The organism is Clostridium celatum DSM 1785 (assembly GCF_000320405.1).
Classification (GTDB): domain Bacteria; phylum Bacillota; class Clostridia; order Clostridiales; family Clostridiaceae; genus Clostridium; species Clostridium celatum.
This window is the reverse complement of sequence record NZ_KB291715.1, coordinates 64073-85842: the sequence shown is the minus strand read 5'-3', so window position 1 is coordinate 85842 and position 21770 is coordinate 64073. Positions and strand designations below refer to the sequence as shown.

Genomic DNA, 21770 nt, shown 5'->3' with positions numbered 1-21770 from the left:
CGATGGTTCGAATCCGTCCTCCCCCACCATTAAACATGATATATTATATATCATGTTTTTTTTGCTTTAGAATAAATTTTTGAAGATAGTAGTATATATTTAAAGTACTGATTTATAAATCTTATGTACATTCACTTATTCAGAATTTATTCAGCAGTACAAGTAAATGTATGTAAAAATAACATAAAAATAGTATTGACATAGTATAATTAAATTGATATTATATTCAAGAAATAAAATTTGATATTAGTTCTTATCCAGAGAGGTGGAGGGAAAAAGGCCCTGTGAAGCCCGGCAACCTATTTAGAAACTAAGGAATTAAGTAATTAACTTTAAATTACTTAATAAGCTAAATGCTCTTAATTAATAAGATATATTAATTAGCGTAAGTAACTTAGTTACTATTTGTGGTGCAAATTCCTGCAGAACATTATATTTTTGCAAGATAAGAAGAAAGACCTTTAGATAATATAGTCTCTTCTTATTTGAAGAGACTTTTTTTATTGCTTAGAATTAATATCAAAAGATTTGAAAGGAGCTAAGCAAAATGAAGAGATTATTTACATCAGAATCAGTAACAGAAGGGCATCCAGATAAAATTTGTGATCAAATATCAGATGCAGTTTTAGACAGTATATTAGCAAAGGATCCAATGGCAAGAGTTGCTTGTGAAACAGCAGTAACTACAGGAATGGTATTAGTTATGGGAGAGATATCAACTAATTGTTATGCTGATATTCCTAAAATTGTTAGAAAGACAATAAGAGAAATCGGATATGATAGAGCAAAGTATGGATTTGATTGTGATACATGTTCAGTTTTAACATCTATAGATGAACAATCAGGTGATATAGCTATGGGAGTTGATGAAGCCTTAGAATCTAGAGCAGGAGAAAAAGATGAAGTTGAAGCAGTTGGAGCTGGAGATCAAGGAATGATGTTTGGTTTTGCAACTAATGAAACTCCAGAATATATGCCTTCTCCAATTGCTATGGCACATAGATTATCTAGAAGATTAACAGAAGTAAGAAAGAATGGAACTTTACCATATTTAAGACCAGATGGAAAAACTCAAGTAACAGTAGAATATGATGATAATAGAGTAGTGAGAATTGATGCTATAGTAATTTCTACTCAACATGACGAGCATGTTACGCAAGAGCAAATAAGAGAAGATTTAATGAATCATGTAATTAAAGCTGTAATACCAGCAGAATTATTAGATGATGAAACTAAATATTATATAAATCCAACTGGAAGATTTGTTGTTGGTGGTCCACAAGGTGATAGTGGATTAACTGGTAGAAAGATAATTGTTGATACTTATGGCGGATACGGAAGACACGGTGGTGGTGCATTCTCAGGAAAAGATCCAACAAAAGTTGATAGATCAGCAGCATATGCAGCAAGATGGGTTGCAAAAAATTTAGTAGCAGCAGGGGTTGCAGATAAATTAGAGATTCAACTAGCTTATGCTATTGGTGTTGCAAAACCAGTGTCAATAGAAGTTGAAACATTTGGAACAGGTAAATTAAATGACAGTCAAATAACAAATATTGTTGAAAAGGTATTTGATTTAAGACCAGGTGCTATAATAAGGGATTTAGAATTAAGAAGACCTATATATAAACAAACAGCTGCATATGGTCATTTTGGAAGAAATGATTTAAATCTTCCTTGGGAACAATTGAATAAGGTTGAGGAAATTAAAAGATACCTTTAGTTAGATTTTAATAATTAGTAGTTTAAAGATAATAAAACCAGTAGAAATTAGATTAGAATTCTACTGGTTTCTTTTATAAATTTTTTTAGTATTAATTTAAAATATTGTGTACAATTTTTCCACCAACTATTGTCATTTTAACATCTATATTTTCATCAAATATAACTAAGTCAGCATCAAAATTTTCTTTAATTTGCCCTTTTCTATCATCTACGTTACAGTATTTAGCTCCATTATAAGATGCCATTTTAACTACTTCATATAATGGGTAATTAGTATTGTTAAATACATTTCTTACTGCTACATTTAAGGTTAAAACTGAACCGGCTAATGAGCCATTTTCAAGTCTTGCGGCACCATTTTTAACAATAACTGGTTGTCCGCCAAGAGCATAAGTTCCGTCAATCATTCCACATGCACACATAGCATCACTTACTAATAAAGTTTTATCAGTTCCTTTTTGATTATAAGCAACTCTTAATGATGGATAAGAAATGTGTATACCATCAGAAATTGTTTCTGTAGTTATATCAGAATCAAAAGTTGCCCCCACAACTCCAGGTTCTCTATGAGTAAAAGCTGTCATTGCATTAAATAAATGTGTTGAATGGCAGAATCCAGCTTTAATACCTTCAAAAGCTTCTTCATAAGTAGCTTTGGTATGTCCCATAGAACAACGAATTCCCTTAGAAGTTAAAATAGTAGCAAGTTCTTTTGCACCTTCCACTTCAGGAGCCATAGTAATAGATACTACAGCATCTTCAGCATCGCCAGTCATGGCTTTAAAGTTTTCATAAGAAGGTTCAATTAAGAAATTAGGATTTTGAGCTCCTATGGCACTAGGACTAATAAAAGGACCTTCTAAATGAGCACCTAAAACTTCAGCACCATCAGTACCTTCTAATTTTGCTTTTTTAATTTCAAGTATTGATTTTAATATAGCTTCAGATGACATAGTCATAGTTGTTGGAGTAAAGGCTGTTGTTCCGAATTTACAAATAGTTTTAGAAATTTCATTAATAGCTTCGTATGTTCCATCCATAGTATCGTGCCCACCAGCTCCGTGTATATGAATATCTATAAATCCAGGTGATACGTATAAACCTTTACAATCGATTGAATCGATATCATCTTGATTAGCAGGATTTATTTCTTTAATTTTACCATTTTCAATAAGTAATGAACCGTTTACTATTTCGTTTAGTAGTATTATTTTGCAATTTTTTAATAACATTTATATTCCCTCCATTTATATGTTTACAATAAGCATTATATGTCCATATTAAATAATAAGTAAACCTATAACTTATATTTAAATATGAAAAAAGTTTCTTATGATATAATTATATAATATTAATAATTATAATAAAAGGTTTGGAGCGATAATATGGAGATATTAGAAGGTTTAGTAGAGGCAATTGTTTTTAAAAGTGATGATAGTGGTTATACTGTAGCAAAAATTACTACTGATAAAAAAGTTATAACTATAGTTGGAATTATGCCTTTACTAAAGGAAGGGCAACAAATTGAAATTAAGGGTAATTGGATAAATCATAAGCAATTTGGCAAACAATTTAATGTAGAAGAATTTAAAGAAATATTGCCTACTTCTGTAAAGGAAATAGAAAAATATTTAAGCACTGGAATAATACATGGAATTGGACCAGTAACAGCAAAAAAGATAGTTAAGGCTTTTGGGGATAAAACATTAGATATATTAGATAATGATATAGAGAGATTAAAAGAAGTTGAAGGTATTGGTGAAAAAAAATTTAATATTATATATGAATCTTACTTAGAAAGTAAAGAGTTAAAGGATATAATAATATTTTTTCAAAAGCATGGAGTTACAACTAATCAATGCTTAAAAATTTACAAGAAGTTTGGACCAGACTCAAAAAATATTGTATCTAATAATCCATATATTTTGAGTGATGAAATATCAGGAATAGGTTTTTTAACGTCTGATAGAATAGCTAAAAGTTTAGGAATAGAAGCAACATCAGATTTTAGAATTCAAAGTGGAATAAGATATGTTTTGAATAATTTTTCAGGCCTTGGAAATACGTATATGCCAAAGGATAAACTTATATCTGAAAGTCAGAAAGTATTGATGGTAGACAAGGAATTAGTAGAAGCAAATTATATATAATAGTGTTTTAGATGGAAAGCTTAAGGCAGAAAAAATAAATGATATTGAAGCAGTGTATGCTCTGCCATATTATTATTGTGAATTAGGAGTAACAAATAAAATAATTACATTAAGTATAGAAAATTTTCAAACTATAAATTCAGATATATTATTTGAAATAGAGGCTTTTGAAAGAAAGAATAACATAAAGTTTGCTGATTCTCAAAAAGATGCAATAATAGGTGCTTTTGAAAATGGTATAGAAATTATTACAGGAGGACCAGGTACAGGAAAAACAACTATAATAAAATGTATAATAGAGATATATGAAAATAATGGAATGAAAGTGCTTTTAGCTGCACCTACAGGAAGAGCTGCAAAAAGAATGACAGAATCTACAGGAAGAGAAGCTAAAACAATACATAGACTGCTTGAAATGGGAGTAAGTGATGAGGATAACTCTTTCTTTGGTAGAGGAGAAGGGGAACCTTTAGAAGGTGATGTAATAATTATAGATGAAGCATCTATGATAGATATAATGCTAATGAATAGTTTACTTAAAGCAATAAAATTAGGAACTAGAGTAATTATAGTTGGAGATGTGGATCAATTACCTTCCGTTGGTCCTGGAAATGTATTAAGAGATTTAATAAATAGTAATTTTATTAATGTAGTAAGATTAAATGAAATATTTAGACAAGAAAAGGAAAGCATGATAATTGTTAATGCACATAAAATAAATAATGGAGAGATGCCTTACTTAAATAAAAAAGGAGGAGATTTCTTTTTCGATAATAGAGAAAGTAATGAAGGAATTTTAACTACAATAATAGATTTAGTAAATAGAAGATTACCATCATTTAATCCAAATTGGAATAAAGTAAGGGATATCCAAATACTTTCTCCTACAAGGAAAGGTATTTTAGGTGTTGATAATTTAAATAACGAGCTTCAAGCTATACTAAATCCACCAGATGAAAAAAAGCGAGAGAAAAAAGTAAAAGAAGTTATTTTTAGAGAAGGCGATAAAGTTATGCAAACTAAAAATAATTATTCATTAAAGTGGACTAGAATAAGTGGGTATGGTGATAAAGAAGGTGTTGGTGTATTTAATGGTGATATGGGGTTTATAGAATCTATAAGCGAGGAGAATAGAACTATTACTGTTGTATTTGATGACGAAAGAAGAGTAGTGTATGAATATATTTATTTAGAAGAATTGGAACTTGCATATGCTATTACAATACATAAAAGTCAAGGGAGTGAGTTTAGAGTGGTAATAACACCTGCATTTATGGGATCAGCATTCTTAATGAATAGAAATATTTTATATACAGGAATAACTAGGGCAAAAGAACTAGTAGTTGTTGTTGGAAGTCAGAAGGCATTAAAATTTATGATAGAAAATACTAATAATATGGAGAGATATTCATCTTTAAAGGAAAGAATAATTGAAATTACATCTGAGGATAAAATATATAAAGAATAGAAAAAATGAGGTTTTATAGCTATGAATTATAATGAGTTAAATAAAATTTTAAATGAAATAAATAAGTGGTATAGCAGAAGAACCAAGGTATTGTCTATAAAAACAAGGCCTTTTAATACATTTGAAGTATTTACAAATATAATAAATAAAATACTAAATAATAATGGTAAAGTATTGTATATTTTATGTTCAATAATTAATGAAGATATGTATAAAAAACAAACAGAGATAGAGGAGACTATATTTAAAAATAAAACAGATGAACAATTAAAGAAAAACTTAGTATTTTCTCCTATTGATAATATTAATGATAAATATGAAAAATATGATTTGGTAATATTTGATGATATAAGCTTATTTTCTAAAATAGGAAATGAAAGTATTAAGGAGCGTGTAGAGCAATTATATTGGAATTCTAGAAAGATGATAATATACACAGCGGAATTTGTCTTTCCGATAGGAGAAAGATTGGAATTAATGTATTTACGATCTAAAAATCCAATGGTTGAACCAAGATTATTAATGACTAGAATAAAGCTAGAGGAAGATATACCATTAGCTTTATTTGAATATTTTAAATGGTTTAAGGAAAATAAAAAAAAGGTGTTAATAATTGTTCCATCTAATGATAAAGTGAATAAGGTGTATAAGCATTATTATGGAATTTTGAAATCTTTTAATATAAGTGTTGTTAAATATAATAAAAATCAAAATTTTAAATTTTTAATTAATGTTTTTAAAGAACACAAAGAAAGCGTGTTCATAATTACTAATAATGTTGGAGATTATATAAATCAAATTAATGATTTAAATATAGTAATGTTATTTGCAGATGATTTTTATTTTAATTACAAAAAGATAGTGTATATATGTGGAGCAGTCCACAATGATATCAATATAGTATCTGAAGTGTTAATGGTAACAAAGGAATTATCAGAGGATATAGATGTGGCTAAAAGTATTATAAGGGGATTTAATCAAAGCCTATGGGAAAAGGGTTATTTAAAAATATAAAGACTATCATTAAAGAAGTAATAGAAATAATATATCCAATAGAAGAAAAATGCACTCTATGTAATGCTGATGGTTTTATAAAGATATGCCCTAATTGTAAGTCTATGATAAAAAGATCAGAAATAACAAACCAAGAAGAGATATCATATGGATTTTATGGAGGAATATTAAAGGAGCTTGTATTAAGTTTTAAATATAGGAAAAATTTTGTAGCAGGTGAAGTTTTAGCTGATTTATTTATAGAAATTATAAGAGAACAAAATATAAATGCAGATTATATTTGTTATATACCAATGAGTAAAAAAGCTGAAAAAAAGCGCGGATTTAATCAGTGTGAAGTTATTGCGAAAAATGTTAGTGAATATATAGATATTCCTATTAATAATTCAATAATAAAAAATAAATACACAAAAGAACAAAAAAAATTATCAAAAGAACAAAGGATATTAAATATTAAGGGAGCATTTTCAATTAAAAGAAAGAGTAATCTTTATGGAAAAGATATTATATTAATAGATGATGTTACAACAACAGGGGCAACTTTGACTGAATGCAGAAAAGTATTAAAAAAATATGGTGTAAATAAAATTATTTGCTTGACAATAGCCAAAAGCAATATATAATAGTAATGTAAAGTTAGGTCTGTGGATGAAAGTCGATGCCAGTCGCAGGCGAAACGATCCACGTAAGTTAAACAAAGTTTTAATGAGCATGGTGCGGTATAGAAGTAAGCCCTGCCAGTAGAGATACTGAGAGTGTTAGTAGTGAGAGGTTAATTCCGGGTAGCAAAAGCTCCAGCAGGCGAGTGTGGGGTCAAAATCCAGGTCAGCTAACTTTATAAAAAAACATCAATTCATATGAATTGATGTTTTTTTATTTTAAATTAAATGAAAAATTAAGCTAGAGTTAGTAAAAGTAAGTTATGTAGAGTAAAGAAGAAGAAATTTTCTGCAAATTCTGAAAAAAGACTTTGAGTAATAAAATAGTTAATGGTAAAATATACATATAGTAAATAATAACTATATTAGTTGAAGTCTTAACTATATAATATAACTTAAAGAGAGGGGTTGACCTTATGAGAGTAACTGTAATAGGAAAGAATATTGATGTGACACCTGCATTAAAGGAGATAGTAGAAAAAAAGATTTCAAAGCTAGACAGGTATTTTGATCCAGAAGTACAAGCAAGAGCAACTTTAACTGTACAAAAAAACAGACAAATATTTGAGGTGACAATACCTTTTAATGGAGTAATTTTAAGATGTGAAGAATCAACAGACGATATGTATAAATCTATTGATTTAGTAGAAACAAAACTAGAAAGACAAATAAGAAAACAAAGAACTAAGTTACAAAGAAGAAATAATGAATCTTTAAGATTTAATAATTTTGATGAAATAGCATCAGAAGAAGATGAACATAATGAAATAGTAAAGATTAAAAAATTTAATATAAAACCAATGAGTACTGAAGAAGCAATATTACAAATGGAACTAGTTGAGCATAATTTCTTTGTATTTAAGGATTGTGATACAGATAATGTTAATGTTATATATAAAAGAAAAGATGGAAATTATGGACTTTTAGAACCAGATTATATTTAATAAAATAAGGTTTTCAGTTAAAAAAAGAGAGAACATTAATTAATGTTCTCTCTTTTATACTATACAGAAATATAGAAAAAATTGATATTTTAGCTTGTTGTGACATTATTTGTAATGAAATTTAAAAGCATACATATTTATTGTTGAATTATAAACGCTATAAATGGTATAATTTATATATATGAAATATAAAAGGGGTAACTTTGTATAGTAGATAAAATAGATTAAGTAAATTAATATTTAATTTAATGTTTTAAGTATTAATTATTGAAAGGAAATACATTATGGGATTTTTAGAAAAACTTTTTGGGACATATAGTGAAAGAGAAGTTAAAAAACTTCAAGTTATAGCAGATAAAATAGAAGCTTTAGATGAATCAATGCAAAAGCTAAGTGATTCAGAGCTTCAAGCAAAAACAGTTGAGTTTAAAGAGAGAATAAATAAAGGTGAATCTTTAGATAATATATTACCTGAAGCTTTTGCGGTATGTAGAGAAGCTTCAAGCAGAGTTCTTGGAATGAAGCATTTCAGAGTACAATTGTTAGGTGGTATGGTACTTCATCAAGGAAGAATTGCTGAAATGAAAACAGGTGAAGGTAAAACTCTTGTTGCAACATTACCAGCTTATTTAAATGGATTAACAGGAAAAGGTGTTCATGTAATAACAGTAAATGACTACTTAGCAAAAACTCAAATGGAAGAAATGAGTGTATTATATAATTTCTTAGGGTTAACTACTGGATGTGTAATTCACGGAATAACTCAAGATCAAAGAAGAGCAGCATATAATGCAGATATAACTTATGGAACAAATAATGAATTTGGATTTGACTATTTAAGAGATAATATGGTAATTCATATGGAAGAAAGAGTTCAAAGATCATTAAACTTCTGTATAGTTGACGAAGTTGACTCTATCCTAATAGACGAATCTAGAACTCCACTTATAATATCTGGAATGGGAGATAAATCAACTAAGTTCTATAATGTTGCAGATAATTTTGTAAAAACATTAATAAATGAAAAAGACTTCACTGTTGATGAAAAAGCAAGTGCCGTTTTATTAACAGATGATGGTGTTGTTAAGGCAGAAAAATATTTTGGAATTGAAAACTATGCTGATTCTCAAAATTTAGAATTACAACACTATGTAACTCAAGCATTAAAAGCTAATTATACTATGAGAAATGAAAAGAACTATATGGTTAAAGATGGAGAAATAGTGATAATAGATGAGTTTACAGGAAGACTTATGGAAGGTAGAAGATACTCTGATGGTCTTCACCAAGCTATTGAAGCTAAAGAAGGAGTTAAGATTCAAAGAGAATCAAAAACTCTTGCTACAATAACATTCCAAAATTACTTCAGAATGTATGAAAAATTATCAGGAATGACGGGTACAGCATTAACAGAAGAAAATGAATTTAGAGAAATTTATAATCTTGATGTTATTGTAATACCAACTAATAGACCTGTTCAAAGAATAGATAGACCAGATATGGTATATAAGAATGAAACAGGAAAGTATAAGGCTATAATTGAAGAGATAATTGAAGCACATAAAAAAGGTCAACCAGTTCTTGTTGGTACTGCAAGTGTTGATAGATCAGAATACCTTTCTTCTTTATTAAAAAAGAGAGGAATAAAACATCAAGTTCTTAATGCTAAATATCATGCTCAAGAAGCTGAAATTATATCTCATGCTGGTGAACTTGGAATGGTTACTATAGCTACTAATATGGCAGGTAGAGGTACTGATATAAAGCTTGGAGAAGGTGTTTTAGAAGCGGGAGGATTAAAAGTTCTAGGTACTGAAAGACATGAATCAAGAAGAATAGATAATCAGTTAAGAGGTAGAGCAGGACGTCAAGGAGATGTTGGTGAATCTATATTCTTTATATCATTAGAAGATGATCTAATGAGAATATTTGGTTCAGAAAGAATTCAAGGAGTAATTGATAAATTAGGACTTGAAGATGATGAAGCAATAGAAAGTAAAATGGTTACTAAGGCTATAGAAAATGCTCAAAAGAAGGTTGAAGGAAATAACTTTGATGTAAGAAAAAATCTTCTTGGATATGATGATGTTATGAATGTTCAAAGAGAAATTATATACAGACAAAGAACTGAAGTTTTAGAAGGTAAAAATCTTAAAGAACAAATAGAATCAATGATTGAAGAAGTAGTATCTGATGCAGTTAACTCACATTTAATTGGTGAAATGGAAGATATAGAACATGAAGTTAATACATTACTTCAATACTTAGGTGATATTTGCTTACCTCATGGATCAGTAACAGCTGATGAATTAGTTGATTTATCGAATGAACAAATAAAAGATAAATTATTAGAAGTAATTATGAACACTTATAGAGGTAAGGAACTTGAATTTGGTGAAGAACAATTAAGAGAAATTGAAAGAGTAGTTCTTTTAAGAGTTGTTGATCAAAAATGGATGGCTCACATAGATAATATGGATCATTTAAAACAAGGAATGGGATTAAGAGCTTATAAGCAACAAGATCCAATTCAAGCATACCAAATGGAAGGTAGTGCTATGTTTGAAGAAATGATTGAAGGAATTAAGACTGAAACTGTTAAATTCTTATTCCATGTAAGAGTTGAAAGACCAGTTGAAAGAGAGCAAGTTGCAAAAGAAACTTCAGCTAGCCATGGAAGTGATGATAAAAGCTTAAAGAAAGAGCCAGTAAGAAGTGAGCATGTAGCAGGAAGAAATGATATGTGTCCATGTGGAAGTGGAAAGAAGTATAAAAACTGCTGTGGCAGGGAAGTATAATAAAAAAAGTGCCTGAAAAGGCACTTTTTTCAGTGAAAAGTTAGAAGTTAAGAGTGAGTAGTTTAAGAAATAAAGTTATTATTTTTGGATTAAATCAAAACATCTAACTACATTAAAGGGGTGATTTTTTTGTTAATAAAGTTAGAGCAAGAACTAGCTAAGGTTAGTGGATTAAAACAAACATTAAAAGAAATGGGGGCTTCACTTTGACAAAGAAAGCCTAGAAAAAAGATTTCAAGAATTAGAACTTCAAATGCAAGAAAAAGGCTTCTGGGATGATATAAAAAGAGCAGAGGATGTAACTAAAGAAAGCAAAAGAATTAAAGATAAAATAGATAGGTATGAAAGCTTAGTTACAAGGCTTGATGATGTAGAAGTTTTAGCTGAACTTGCAGAAGATGATGAAGAGACTATAAATGAAGTAATAGTTGAAATTAGAGATATAGAAAAATTAATCGATGAATATAAAATAGAGTTGTTATTATCAGGTGAGTATGATAAAAATGATGCAATATTAAACCTCCATGCTGGAGTTGGAGGCAGTGATGCAAATGATTGGACACTTATGCTCCTTAGAATGTACACTAGATGGTGTGAAAAAAAAGGATATAAGGTTGAGACTTTAGACCTACTTGAAGGTGATGAGGCTGGTATAAAGAGTGCAACACTTAGAGTAAAAGGTGAATTTGCTTATGGATATTTAAAGGCTGAAAAAGGAGTACATAGATTAGTAAGGATTTCACCATTTAATGCCAATGGTAAGAGACAAACATCTTTTGCATCAATAGAAGTTCTGCCAGAGCTTACAAAAGATCAAGATATAGAGATAAGACAAGAGGATTTAAAAATAGATACTTATAGAGCTAGTGGAGCTGGTGGGCAACACGTAAATAAGACAGAATCAGCTATAAGAATAACACATATACCAACAGGTATAGTAGTTCAATGTCAAAATGAAAGAAGTCAATTTGCAAATAAGGATACAGCAATGTCAATGCTTAAATCTAAACTTATAGAGCTTAAAGAAAGAGCTCATAAAGAAAAGATTGAAGATTTAACTGGCGAACTTAAAGATATGGGATGGGGAAGTCAAATTAGATCATATGTGTTCCATCCATATAATATGGTTAAGGATCATAGAACTAATGAAGAAACCTCAAATGTAAATGCTGTTATGAATGGAGAAATAGATGCGTTCATAACAACATATTTAAAGAGTATTTCGAAATAAAAATGAATTTCTGAAAATACAGTTATAATATTTTTAATTTATTATATGACAAATGGCAAATTAATAATTATCACTAATTTTTTAATTTGCCATCTGTCTTTTTTATTTAATTTTAATATTAAGCGTTAAGTTTTTTATTTCCAAGTATTAATGTTAATATAGAAAAAACAAATATTAATATAATGAAAAGTGAAGTTTTATAACCTTTAAAATAAAATATAGTGGATACTATTGATGCTATTAGACCTATCAAACAAAAGAACTTTATTCCTTTTTTATCTAATATTACTTTGCTCTTATCGAAAATTCCCCAAGCTATTAAAATTATTAATGTTATAAATAGCCAAAGCAATGATTGAGAGCTATATACAAAACGAGTAAAGCCACTATAACAAGAAGTTTTTATTTTTTCATCAACTATATTATAAACAGTATCGATAGCTTTTGTATCTATATAGTCAATAGTATCATTAGGAGTATGGATTTTACTCATATCACTATGACAAAAAGTAACAGCATCAATATTCAAGTTATTAAAGCTAGCGTGATCACTAGAATTTTCAAAAACTACTGTATAGTCAGTATTGTATTTTTTACAAATCGTTTCTATTGAGGATAGGAGCTCAGAGCCATTATTTTTAAAGGCAACACCTTGCATTAAGCTAATTGGACAATTAGAACTTCCTATCATATCAAAATTAATTACTTCTGAATTTTGAATTTTAAATAGATTTTTTTCGGCAAAGGCTTTAGAGCCCAATAATCCAAATTCCTCTGCATTTAATCCAACGAAAATTATATCTCTTTTAGGCTTGCCATAAGTAGAAAGACTTCTACTAAGCTCTAGCATAAATGAGGCGCCAGAAGCGTTATCTAAAGCACCATTATAATTTGTTCCAGCAGCATCTTTTCCAAGATGATCATAGTGTGCAGTAATTATAAAAGGTGCAAGGGAAGAATTAGAACCTTTTATAACTCCAACAATATTAGAGATAGTTTTTTCCTCATTAGAAAATGGGATGTGCACCGAAATTTCTTTACCTAATTCTAGGCTATCCTTTATTTTTTTATAAGTATTAGATGTAATCATTATTATTGCATCATGAGAATATTCACTAAAAAAAGAACTTCTAAAAGAAAGATTATCATTTTCAGGAATATAAAATAAGAATTTACCATCAGAACATTTTACCTCTATAAAGGAAGAGTATGAAGTTATAGTGTCTTTATTAGAAAAAGAAAAAGTATTGTTTCTGAAATTTATCATATCTTCTTTAAAGTCAACTCCATATTGTAATTCTTCTTCTTCATCATTAGATAATATCTTTAAATATGGAGAAGTATTTGTATTTACAGGACATGTAGTTACAAAATCTTCATTGTAGTCATCATCTAAAGGTACTAAGCCATAGGATTTAAAGCGATTTTTTATTATTTCACCAGCAACAGAGTTTTCAGTACTACCAGCTAATCTTCCTGTCAAAACATCAGAAGATAAAATATAGATATTATCTAATACATTGTTAGAATTAAAGTTTGAATATGTATTATTAAGAAAAATAGTAGTGAGCAACAAAAATGAAGTAATAGATAATAATGAAAAGTATATAATTTTTTTTCTCATAAAAAATACCTCAAAAAATAGTAATTTATAATAAATACTATTAAATGAGGCTTTATAATATGATAGTTACATAAATTAAACTTGAATTTTTAATTAAAATATTAGGCATTACTATGAACAAGATCAAGAAATCCTTGAAGAAGTGAAAAAAACAAACAAAAGTAAATTAATATGTTAAGTTGTTTATCGGCAACTGTATATATACCACCAATTATTGCACAAGCTAATATTAAGATGCTTAATGCTTTGCTAATCCTAGAGCTTCCAGTTAAAAGCTCTTTTGAAGAAGTTAGTAATATTAGAGTTAATGTTAAAAATATAAATACATCTCTAATGCTATCTGAAAATTGTATAATATAAAATTGATTTAAAACTAAAAAGGTTATTAACATTATAAGAACTATATTTAAAAATCTATTTATAAACTTATTCAAAGAAATTCCTCCTTTTTAATATTAATTGTAAAATTTTTACAATTTAATTATACTATTAATTTTACTTAATATCAATAGTGTAAAATTATGTTATAATTGAAATTACAATATTAGATTAAATAATAAAAATTTATAGGAGGTACAGATGGTAAATGTAGAAGAAAGATTGTCTAAAGAATTAGGCATATCCTTAAAACAAGTACAAAATGTAATTAATTTATTAGATGAAGGAAATACAGTACCTTTCATTTCAAGATATAGAAAAGAACAAACAGGTGGGTTAAGTGATGATGTTCTTAGAAAGTTTTTTGAAAGATTAACTTATTTAAGAAATTTAAAAGAAAGAAAAGAAGATGTATTAAGATTAATAGATGAACAAGGTAAACTAAATGATGATATAGTTAAAGCTTTAGAAAAAGCAGAAACATTAACAGAAGTCGAGGACATATATAGACCGTATAAACAAAAAAAGAGAACAAGAGCAACAATAGCTTTAGAAAAGGGATTAAAACCATTAGCAGATTTAATATTAGAGGGGATTTTTAAAGGTGATATAAATAATGAAGCTGTTAAATATATAGATGATGAAAAGAAGGTATTAACAGTTGAAGATGCCATAAATGGCTCTTTAGATATAGTAGCTGAAATTATTTCAGATGATGCATCATTTAGAAAGTGGATAAGAGAACTTGTTGTTAGGGAAGGTAAAATTGAATCCAAAGGTTCAAGTGAAGAACCAACTGCTTTTGAAATGTATTATGAATATAGTGAAGATGTGCATAAAATTCCTGCACATAGAATATTAGCAATAAATAGAGGTGAAAAAGAAAAAGTATTATCAGTTAAAATAATATCTAATGAAGATAAAATAATAACATATCTTCAAAATAGATTATTAAAAGGTAATACAAATACAGATGAATATTTAAAATTAGCAATTAAAGATTCTTTAAAGAGATTAATATATCCATCTATTGAAAGAGAAATTAGAAATGAATTAACTGATAAGGGAGAAGAAGGAGCAATATTAATATTTAAAGAAAATTTAAAAGCATTGCTTATGCAACCTCCAATAAAGGGAAAAGTGGTTATGGGTTATGACCCTGGATTTAGAACAGGATGTAAGGTGGCTGTATTAGATTCTACAGGTAAATTTTTAGAAAAGGCTACAGTATATCCAACAGTACCAAAGAGGGATGTTGAAGGTACAAAAAAGGTATTAAAGGAACTTATTTATAAGTATGATGTTGATGTTATTTCTTTAGGAAATGGAACTGCATCAAGAGAATCAGAAGAAGTTATTTCAGAAATGCTTACTGAAATAAAGAATGAAAGTGGAAAAGAATTAGCATATGTAATAGTGTCTGAAGCCGGTGCATCTGTTTATTCTGCTTCTGAACTTGCAGCTAAAGAGTATCCAGATTTAGATGTTACTATAAGAGGAGCAATATCAATAGGTAGAAGACTTCAAGATCCAATGGCTGAATTAGTTAAGATAGATCCAAAAGCAATAGGGGTTGGACAATATCAACATGATGTTACACCAAAAAGGTTAGAAGAATCATTATCAGGTGTAGTTGAAGATTCGGTTAATAAAGTTGGTGTAGATTTAAATACAGCCACACCATCATTGTTAACTTATATAGCTGGTATTAATGCATCAATTGCGAATAATATAGTTGCTTATAGAGATGAAGTTGGTGGATTTAAAAGTAGAAAGGAATTATTAAAGGTTAAGAGACTTGGTCAAAAAGCATTTGAGCAATGTGCAGGATTTTTAAGAGTTATGGAAAGTAAAGAACCTTTAGATAATACATCAATGCATCCAGAGTCATATGCAGCAGCAGGGAAGCTTATTGAAATTTTAGGTTACACTAAGGAAGATTTAAAAAATAGAAATTTAAGTGATATTGAAGATAGAGTTAAAGAAAAAACTTTAAATAGCTTAGTTAAAGAACTTGAAATTGGTGAATTAACTTTAAAGGATATAATTAAAGAATTACAAAAGCCAGGAAGAGATCCAAGAGAGGATATGCCAAAACCAATTTTAAAAACTGGTGTTATTGATTTGAAAGATTTAACTCCTGGAATGGTCTTATTAGGAACAGTTAGAAATGTATCAGACTTTGGTGCTTTTGTTGATATTGGAGTTCATCAAGATGGATTAGTTCATAAGAGTCAAATGGCAAATAAATTTGTTAAGCATCCTTTAGATATAGTTAAAGTTGGAGATGTTATTAAAGTCAAAATAATGGAAGTTGATGAAAAAAGAAAAAGAATATCTTTGACAATGAAGGACGTAGAGTAATAAGAATTTTAGCAAAAGTAGCATAAAAAAATTAATAGTATATATTGAAAAAAATGGAGTGTAGATATATAATAAGATTAAATAATAAATATCTTCAGGGCAGGGTGAAAGTCCCTACCGGCGGTAGCCCGCGAGCATTTTTGCAGATTCGGTGAAACTCTGAAGCCGACAGTAAAGTCTGGATGAAAGAAGGTAAGAGTTAGGTTTAATGAATATAAGTATTATAAATTAATTTATTATTTAAAAAATTAAAATAACAAGTTAATTTAAGAAATTTATATTTATTAATAGCTTTGTTTTTAATGCCCTGATGTAAATTGCATCAGGGCTTTTTTGTATTAAAAAATAAAAAATAGACAAACTATTATTAAGTATTATTAATATTGAAGTATTTACTAAACTAACTAGTGCCCCAGAAGATAACTTTTGGGAGGAGTAATAAATATGAACACATCAACTAAATTAAACAAAATGATTAAAGTGGCTGTATTAGTAGCAATTTCAGTAGTATTAATGTATTTTGACTTTCCAATCATTCCAGCATTCCCATGGCTAATGATTGATTTAAGTGAAATACCAGCACTGATGGGAGGATTTGCATATGGTCCTATAACTGGAGGCGTAATAGTAATTTTAAAAGTACTTTTAAGATTTTTACTTAAGGGAACAGGAACTGGATTTGTTGGAGAAGTAGCGAATATAATAATTGGACTTGCTTTAGTAGTACCGGCAGCTTGGATTTATCACAGAAATAAAAGTAAAAAGACTGCTATATTAGGAATGATTGTTGGAGCATTAGTGATGCAAGTAGCAGGTGTATTTGCAAATATATATATATTATTACCATTGTTTAATATGCATTTAGAAGGTGCAGAACTTATGGCTTATATATTTGGTGGATTAGTACCATTTAATGGAGTAAAAGCATTATTAGTTTCCATTGGAACTTACTTATTATATAAGAGAGTATCTGTAGCAATATTTAAAGTTGATCATAATTTTGGAGCAAAGAAAAAACAAACGGTATAATACAAAAAGTGGATTCATATCGAATCCACTTTTTTGTATTAAATAATATTTCTTTTCCACATTATTATGGCATCTTCACCATTATCAGAATAATACTTTTTTCGAATGCCTTCTTCTTGGAATCCAAATTTTTTATAAAGGTTTTGAGCGGGAGTATTAGAAGCTCTAACTTCTAGTGTTATATCAGTACAGTTAAATTCTTTAGAAAATTCAATCAGCTTACTGAAAAGGTTTGAAGCTATTCCTTGCTTTCTATAAGAGGAGTTAACAGCAATATTAGTTATATCACCTTCACCAGCTATTATCCACATGCCAACAAAGCCAATAACTTCATTTGTGGATAAATCTTGAGCTATTACATATTTTGCTAAAGGGTTGTTTAATTCATTATTAATAGAATCTAAAGTCCAAGGAATAGCAAAACATTCTTTGCTTAATTGATAAACTCCATTAATATGAGAAGCGTCCATTAGACTATAATCTATTTTCATTTTTCATAGCCAACCTTTGTTCAAGTTCTCTTTCAGCTTGTGGTTTCTTTATATAAAGAGGAGCAGAATTCATATCATCAACTTCTCCAGTTTTTATCTTTTCCATCCCAAGTTCACCAAGTGATGAAGCTCTTATTATACTTAAATGATTTGGTGCAAATTCACAAGACTTAACATTATTAATTAAGAAATCCTTATGCTTAAATACTCCATCACCAGTAAATATTACTTTTTCACCTTTTTCATTTAAAATATTAGCAAGATCAGTTAAATCTAATGCAGTACATTCTAAAATATTAGTTAGTTTTCCATCTATATTTTTATAAAGTCCAGTATAAACACTATCTCTTAAAGCATCCATTATAGGACAAATAATTCCATCAAAAGTTAATAATGAATTAGCTAAAGCATCTAAACTTGAAACAGATACATATGGTTTGTTTGATCCCATACTTAATCCCTTAACTGTTGCCATACCAATTCTAAGACCTGTAAATGAACCAGGTCCTTTAGAAACGACAAATCCATCTATTTCATCAATATCAACTTCACAATCTTTAAGTAGCATTTGAACTTTATCCATTAAAATTACTGAGTGTTCTCTTTTAAAGTTTAAAGTGTATTCTCCTAAAATATATTCATCCTTAAGTAAAGCAACAGTAGTTACTAAAGATGAAGAATCTATACTTAAAACTATCATATCTTTAACTCCTTTATGTAATTATATCTTTCTCCGTATGGTGTTATAGTAATTTTTCTATAATCTTCACCATTATCCAAATCTTTTTCTATGTAAATATGTAAAAAGTCTTTAGGTAATATTTCTTCGATATAGTTTGCCCATTCTATTATAGAAACAGCATCAGAAAAAATATAATCATCAAAGCCTATTGCATAAATCTCATCGGGATCTGAAACTCTATAAACATCGAAATGATTTAATTTTAAACGACCAGAATCATATTCATTTACAATGGTGAAAGTAGGGCTTGTTATATAATCAGTAACACCTAAACCTTTAGCAATACCTTTAGTGATGTGAGTCTTACCAGTACCTAAATCACCAGTTAAAGCAATTATGTCACCTGAATTTAAAAGTTTACCAAGTTCTACACCTAGTTTTGTAGTTTCTTCAACGCTATTAACTGAAAAAATCATATTAAAATCCTCCATTTAAACTAGTTAGCAGTTAACAAGATAAATTTATTAACTACAAACTGTATCAGCTAGTTTATATTTTATCCAAAATTTTAGAAAAAGAAAAGAATAATAAAAAAATAGTAGAAAAATATTGATTTTATGAAAAATATAATGTATAATGAGTATTGTACTTAGGGGTATGGCTCAACGGTAGAGTAGTGGTCTCCAAAACCATTGGTTGTGGGTTCAAATCCTACTGCCCCTGCCAAAAGAACTAGTAAGATTTTCTTGCTAGTTTTTTTTATACGCATTTTTACCAATTAAATAGAGAAATATTATTTAAAATAAAATAATAAGTATTTTAATGTTTAAAAATTAATTAATGCAAAGGCTAATGTATAGATAAATTAAATAGGGTAAGTATTAAAAATATTTAAGTGGTTATTTAATATAAATTAATATAGAAGGAGAAGTTATGGAAAAGGCATTAGAATTATTAAAAAAATATTATGGATATACTTGTTTTAGACAAGGACAAGAAGAAATAATAAGAGAAATTTTAAATGGAAATGATGTATTAACTATTATGCCAACAGGTGGAGGAAAATCTATTTGTTATCAAATACCAGCATTATTATTAGATGGTGTAACTATAGTTATCTCCCCACTTATATCTCTTATGAAGGATCAAGTTGATAATATTAATAATTTAGGTATAAAATCTGCCTATATTAACTCTTCTTTAAGTAATATTGAAATAGATAATATATTAAATGAAGCTGCAAAGAATGAAATAAAAATATTATATGTAGCTCCAGAAAGATTAGAATCATATGCATTTATGGAGCTTATAGCAAGTATTAATATTTCTATGATAGCTATTGATGAAGCACATTGTGTTTCGCAATGGGGACATGATTTCAGAAGTAGTTACAAAAAGATTAGTAGAGCAATTTCACTTTTAAGAAATAGGCCTATTGTTACAGCATTTACAGCAACAGCAACAAAGGAAGTTAGAGAGGATATTATTAATCTTCTTGAATTAAATAGTCCTAAGGTATTTATATCTGGGTTTGATAGACCAAATTTAAAGATAGTAATTGAAAAAGGTGTAATTAAAAAGAGATATATTTTAGATTATATAAATGAAAATAAAGATCAGTGTGGAATAATATATTGTTCTACTAAAAAGGAAGTAGAGGCACTTCATGAATTTTTAGAGAGTAAGGGAATTGAAAGTAAAAAATATCATGCTGGTTTAAGTGGAGAAGAAAGAAAACAGGCTCAAGAGGATTTTATATATGATAGAGTTAATATAATAATTGCAACAATCGCATTTGGTATGGGAATTGATAAACCTAATGTTAGATATGTAATTCACTATAATATGCCTAAAAATATAGAAGGATATTATCAAGAAATTGGTAGAGCAGGTAGAGATGGTGAAAAAAGTGAGTGTATAATGTTATTTTCACCAGGTGATGTTACTACTCAAAAATATATAATAGATAACTCAACAGAAAATATTATGAGAAAAGAGAATGAGTTAGCTAAACTACAAACTATGATTAATTTAATTTATACACAAGATTGCTATAGAAAATATATATTAAATTATTTTGGTGAAGAATTTAATGATAGATGCAATAATTGTAGTAATTGTGAAGCACCAGGAGAGTTAATAGACAGAAGTATTGAAGCACAAAAGGTAATTTCTTGTGTGTATAGAATGAATCAAAAGTTTGGAATAGGTATGGTTGTTAATGTTCTTAGAGGGTCTAAGGAGAAAAAGATATATGAACTGGGATTTGATGAGTTATCGACTTACGGAATAATAAAAAATTATACTAAAGACGAATTAACAGAATTTATAAATATACTTGTATCATATGGATATTTAAATTATAAAGGCGAGTTTCCAGTTTTAACTTTAAATAAGCTTTCTATGGAAATAATTAAAGGTGAAAGAAAAGTATTTGTTAAAGAACATGTTGTTAAGAAAATGAAGCTTGAGGAAAATGAACTATTTACAGTATTAAGAGAGTTAAGACGAGAAATTGCTATAGAAGAAAAAATACCACCATATATGATATTTGGAGATGCTACTCTAAAGGAATTAAGCAATAGAATGCCAACAAACGAGGAAGAATTCTTAGATATTAGTGGTGTTGGTAACTCTAAGTTAGATAAATACGGGGAAATATTTATTAATAAAATAAAAAATTAAATTGATGAAAAAAATATTGAAGTTAGGTTCATATTTAATAAAAAAGTTGCTAAGGATAGTGAGAGTAAAATAAAAGATAAGAATAATAAGGAAAAAGAAGGAAAGATAAAATCATATGAACAAACAGTAAACTTAATTAGAGAAGGAAAAAAATTAAAGGATATAGCTAAAGAAAGAGGATTAGCATTATCAACTATTGCATCACACATTCAACAATATATAGGTAATGGTAACGAAATTGATTTTGAAATTAATTTTGATGGGTTATTTACTGAAGATGAAGAAAAAATAATATTAGATGCAATTGATAAGGTTGGATATAATAAGACAAAAGAAATAAAGGAAATAATACCAGAAAATATTAGCTATGATGCTATTAGAGTAGTTATTTTAAAGAAAATAGCGAATCAATAGTAATATTTAATATTGTTACTAAATTTAAAGAAAACCTGTAATATTATGTTGACAAAAATATATTATAATTATATAATATATTTTGTACTTAGGGGTATGGCTCAACGGTAGAGT

14 protein-coding genes, 1 tRNA gene, 2 pseudogenes and 2 riboswitches are annotated in these 21770 nt (G+C 28.2%); of the genes and pseudogenes, 11 read left to right on the top strand and 6 right to left on the bottom strand.

Annotated features, from left to right (window positions below; translation table 11 throughout):
* The first annotated feature begins 250 nt into the window (after nt 1-250).
* Nucleotides 251-452: riboswitch (SAM riboswitch) on the top strand.
* Nucleotides 453-547: 95 nt separating this feature from the next.
* Entirely contained in the window at nt 548-1723 is a 1176-nt protein-coding gene (metK, locus tag HMPREF0216_RS15410) for a methionine adenosyltransferase (RefSeq protein ID WP_005216236.1), read from the top strand.
* Between the two features lie 91 nt (nt 1724-1814).
* On the opposite strand, the gene nagA is transcribed toward metK, so the two are convergent.
* On the bottom strand, nt 1815-2957 hold the full coding sequence (gene nagA / locus HMPREF0216_RS15405; protein WP_005216235.1) for an N-acetylglucosamine-6-phosphate deacetylase: 1143 nt from the start codon (nt 2955-2957) through the stop codon (nt 1815-1817).
* A gap of 153 nt (nt 2958-3110) precedes the next feature.
* Here nagA and recD2 point away from each other — a divergent pair.
* The 6 genes and pseudogenes from recD2 (at nt 3111) to prfB (ending at nt 11989) form a co-directional block, all read left to right on the top strand.
* Nucleotides 3111-5343 (top strand): annotated as a pseudogene (gene recD2, locus HMPREF0216_RS15400) (SF1B family DNA helicase RecD2).
* Nucleotides 5344-5364: 21 nt separating this feature from the next.
* Entirely contained in the window at nt 5365-6357 is a 993-nt protein-coding gene (locus HMPREF0216_RS15395; protein ID WP_005216231.1) for a hypothetical protein, read from the top strand.
* Nucleotides 6330-6980: a ComF family protein gene (locus tag HMPREF0216_RS15390; protein ID WP_005216230.1), complete on the top strand. Its 651-nt coding sequence runs from the start codon at nt 6330-6332 to the stop codon at nt 6978-6980. Before HMPREF0216_RS15395 ends, HMPREF0216_RS15390 begins: the two co-directional genes overlap by 28 nt.
* A gap of 452 nt (nt 6981-7432) precedes the next feature.
* Entirely contained in the window at nt 7433-7960 is a 528-nt protein-coding gene (gene hpf, locus HMPREF0216_RS15385; protein ID WP_005216228.1) for a ribosome hibernation-promoting factor, HPF/YfiA family, read from the top strand.
* A 284-nt stretch (nt 7961-8244) separates the two neighbouring features.
* Nucleotides 8245-10758, top strand: a complete 2514-nt coding sequence (secA, locus tag HMPREF0216_RS15380; RefSeq protein ID WP_005216227.1) for a preprotein translocase subunit SecA — start codon at nt 8245-8247, stop codon at nt 10756-10758.
* 129 nt (nt 10759-10887) lie between these two features.
* A protein-coding gene (gene prfB, locus HMPREF0216_RS15375; RefSeq protein ID WP_423219179.1) for a peptide chain release factor 2 occupies nt 10888-11989 on the top strand; the annotation gives its coding sequence in 2 pieces (ribosomal slippage) (nt 10888-10953 and nt 10955-11989; 1101 coding nt in all).
* A gap of 118 nt (nt 11990-12107) precedes the next feature.
* Here the strand turns inward: prfB and HMPREF0216_RS15370 are convergent.
* Both HMPREF0216_RS15370 and HMPREF0216_RS15365 read right to left on the bottom strand, forming a co-directional pair.
* On the bottom strand, nt 12108-13613 hold the full coding sequence (locus HMPREF0216_RS15370; protein ID WP_005216223.1) for a M28 family metallopeptidase: 1506 nt from the start codon (nt 13611-13613) through the stop codon (nt 12108-12110).
* A gap of 101 nt (nt 13614-13714) precedes the next feature.
* A complete protein-coding gene (locus tag HMPREF0216_RS15365) occupies nt 13715-14047 on the bottom strand; it encodes a hypothetical protein (RefSeq protein WP_040420216.1) in 333 nt (110 codons plus the stop codon).
* 145 nt (nt 14048-14192) lie between these two features.
* Between HMPREF0216_RS15365 and HMPREF0216_RS15360 the strand changes: the two genes are divergently transcribed.
* Together HMPREF0216_RS15360 and HMPREF0216_RS15355 are read left to right on the top strand one after the other, a co-directional pair.
* Complete coding sequence (locus HMPREF0216_RS15360) at nt 14193-16355, top strand: Tex family protein (RefSeq protein WP_005216219.1); 2163 nt, start codon at nt 14193-14195, stop codon at nt 16353-16355.
* Nucleotides 16356-16441: 86 nt separating this feature from the next.
* Nucleotides 16442-16553, top strand: a riboswitch (FMN riboswitch).
* A gap of 246 nt (nt 16554-16799) precedes the next feature.
* A complete protein-coding gene (locus HMPREF0216_RS15355; protein ID WP_005216218.1) occupies nt 16800-17384 on the top strand; it encodes an ECF transporter S component in 585 nt (194 codons plus the stop codon).
* Nucleotides 17385-17422: 38 nt separating this feature from the next.
* Here HMPREF0216_RS15355 and rimI read toward each other — a convergent pair whose 3' ends face one another.
* Genes rimI through tsaE form a run of 3 tightly spaced genes read right to left on the bottom strand, consistent with a single transcriptional unit; the run spans nt 17423 to nt 19033 of the window.
* Nucleotides 17423-17875 (bottom strand): ribosomal protein S18-alanine N-acetyltransferase, encoded by a 453-nt coding sequence (gene rimI / locus HMPREF0216_RS15350; RefSeq protein WP_005216216.1) that lies wholly within the window; start codon nt 17873-17875, stop codon nt 17423-17425.
* Complete coding sequence (tsaB, locus tag HMPREF0216_RS15345) at nt 17859-18575, bottom strand: tRNA (adenosine(37)-N6)-threonylcarbamoyltransferase complex dimerization subunit type 1 TsaB (RefSeq protein WP_005216214.1); 717 nt, start codon at nt 18573-18575, stop codon at nt 17859-17861. Before tsaB ends, rimI begins: the two co-directional genes overlap by 17 nt.
* A complete protein-coding gene (tsaE, locus tag HMPREF0216_RS15340) occupies nt 18572-19033 on the bottom strand; it encodes a tRNA (adenosine(37)-N6)-threonylcarbamoyltransferase complex ATPase subunit type 1 TsaE (protein ID WP_040420215.1) in 462 nt (153 codons plus the stop codon). Before tsaE ends, tsaB begins: the two co-directional genes overlap by 4 nt.
* A gap of 175 nt (nt 19034-19208) precedes the next feature.
* On the opposite strand from tsaE, the gene HMPREF0216_RS15335 reads away from it, so the two are divergent.
* A tRNA-Trp gene (locus HMPREF0216_RS15335) sits at nt 19209-19283 on the top strand.
* A 207-nt stretch (nt 19284-19490) separates the two neighbouring features.
* A pseudogene (gene recQ, locus HMPREF0216_RS15330) lies at nt 19491-21656 on the top strand (DNA helicase RecQ).
* Nucleotides 21657-21770: the final 114 nt, after the last annotated feature.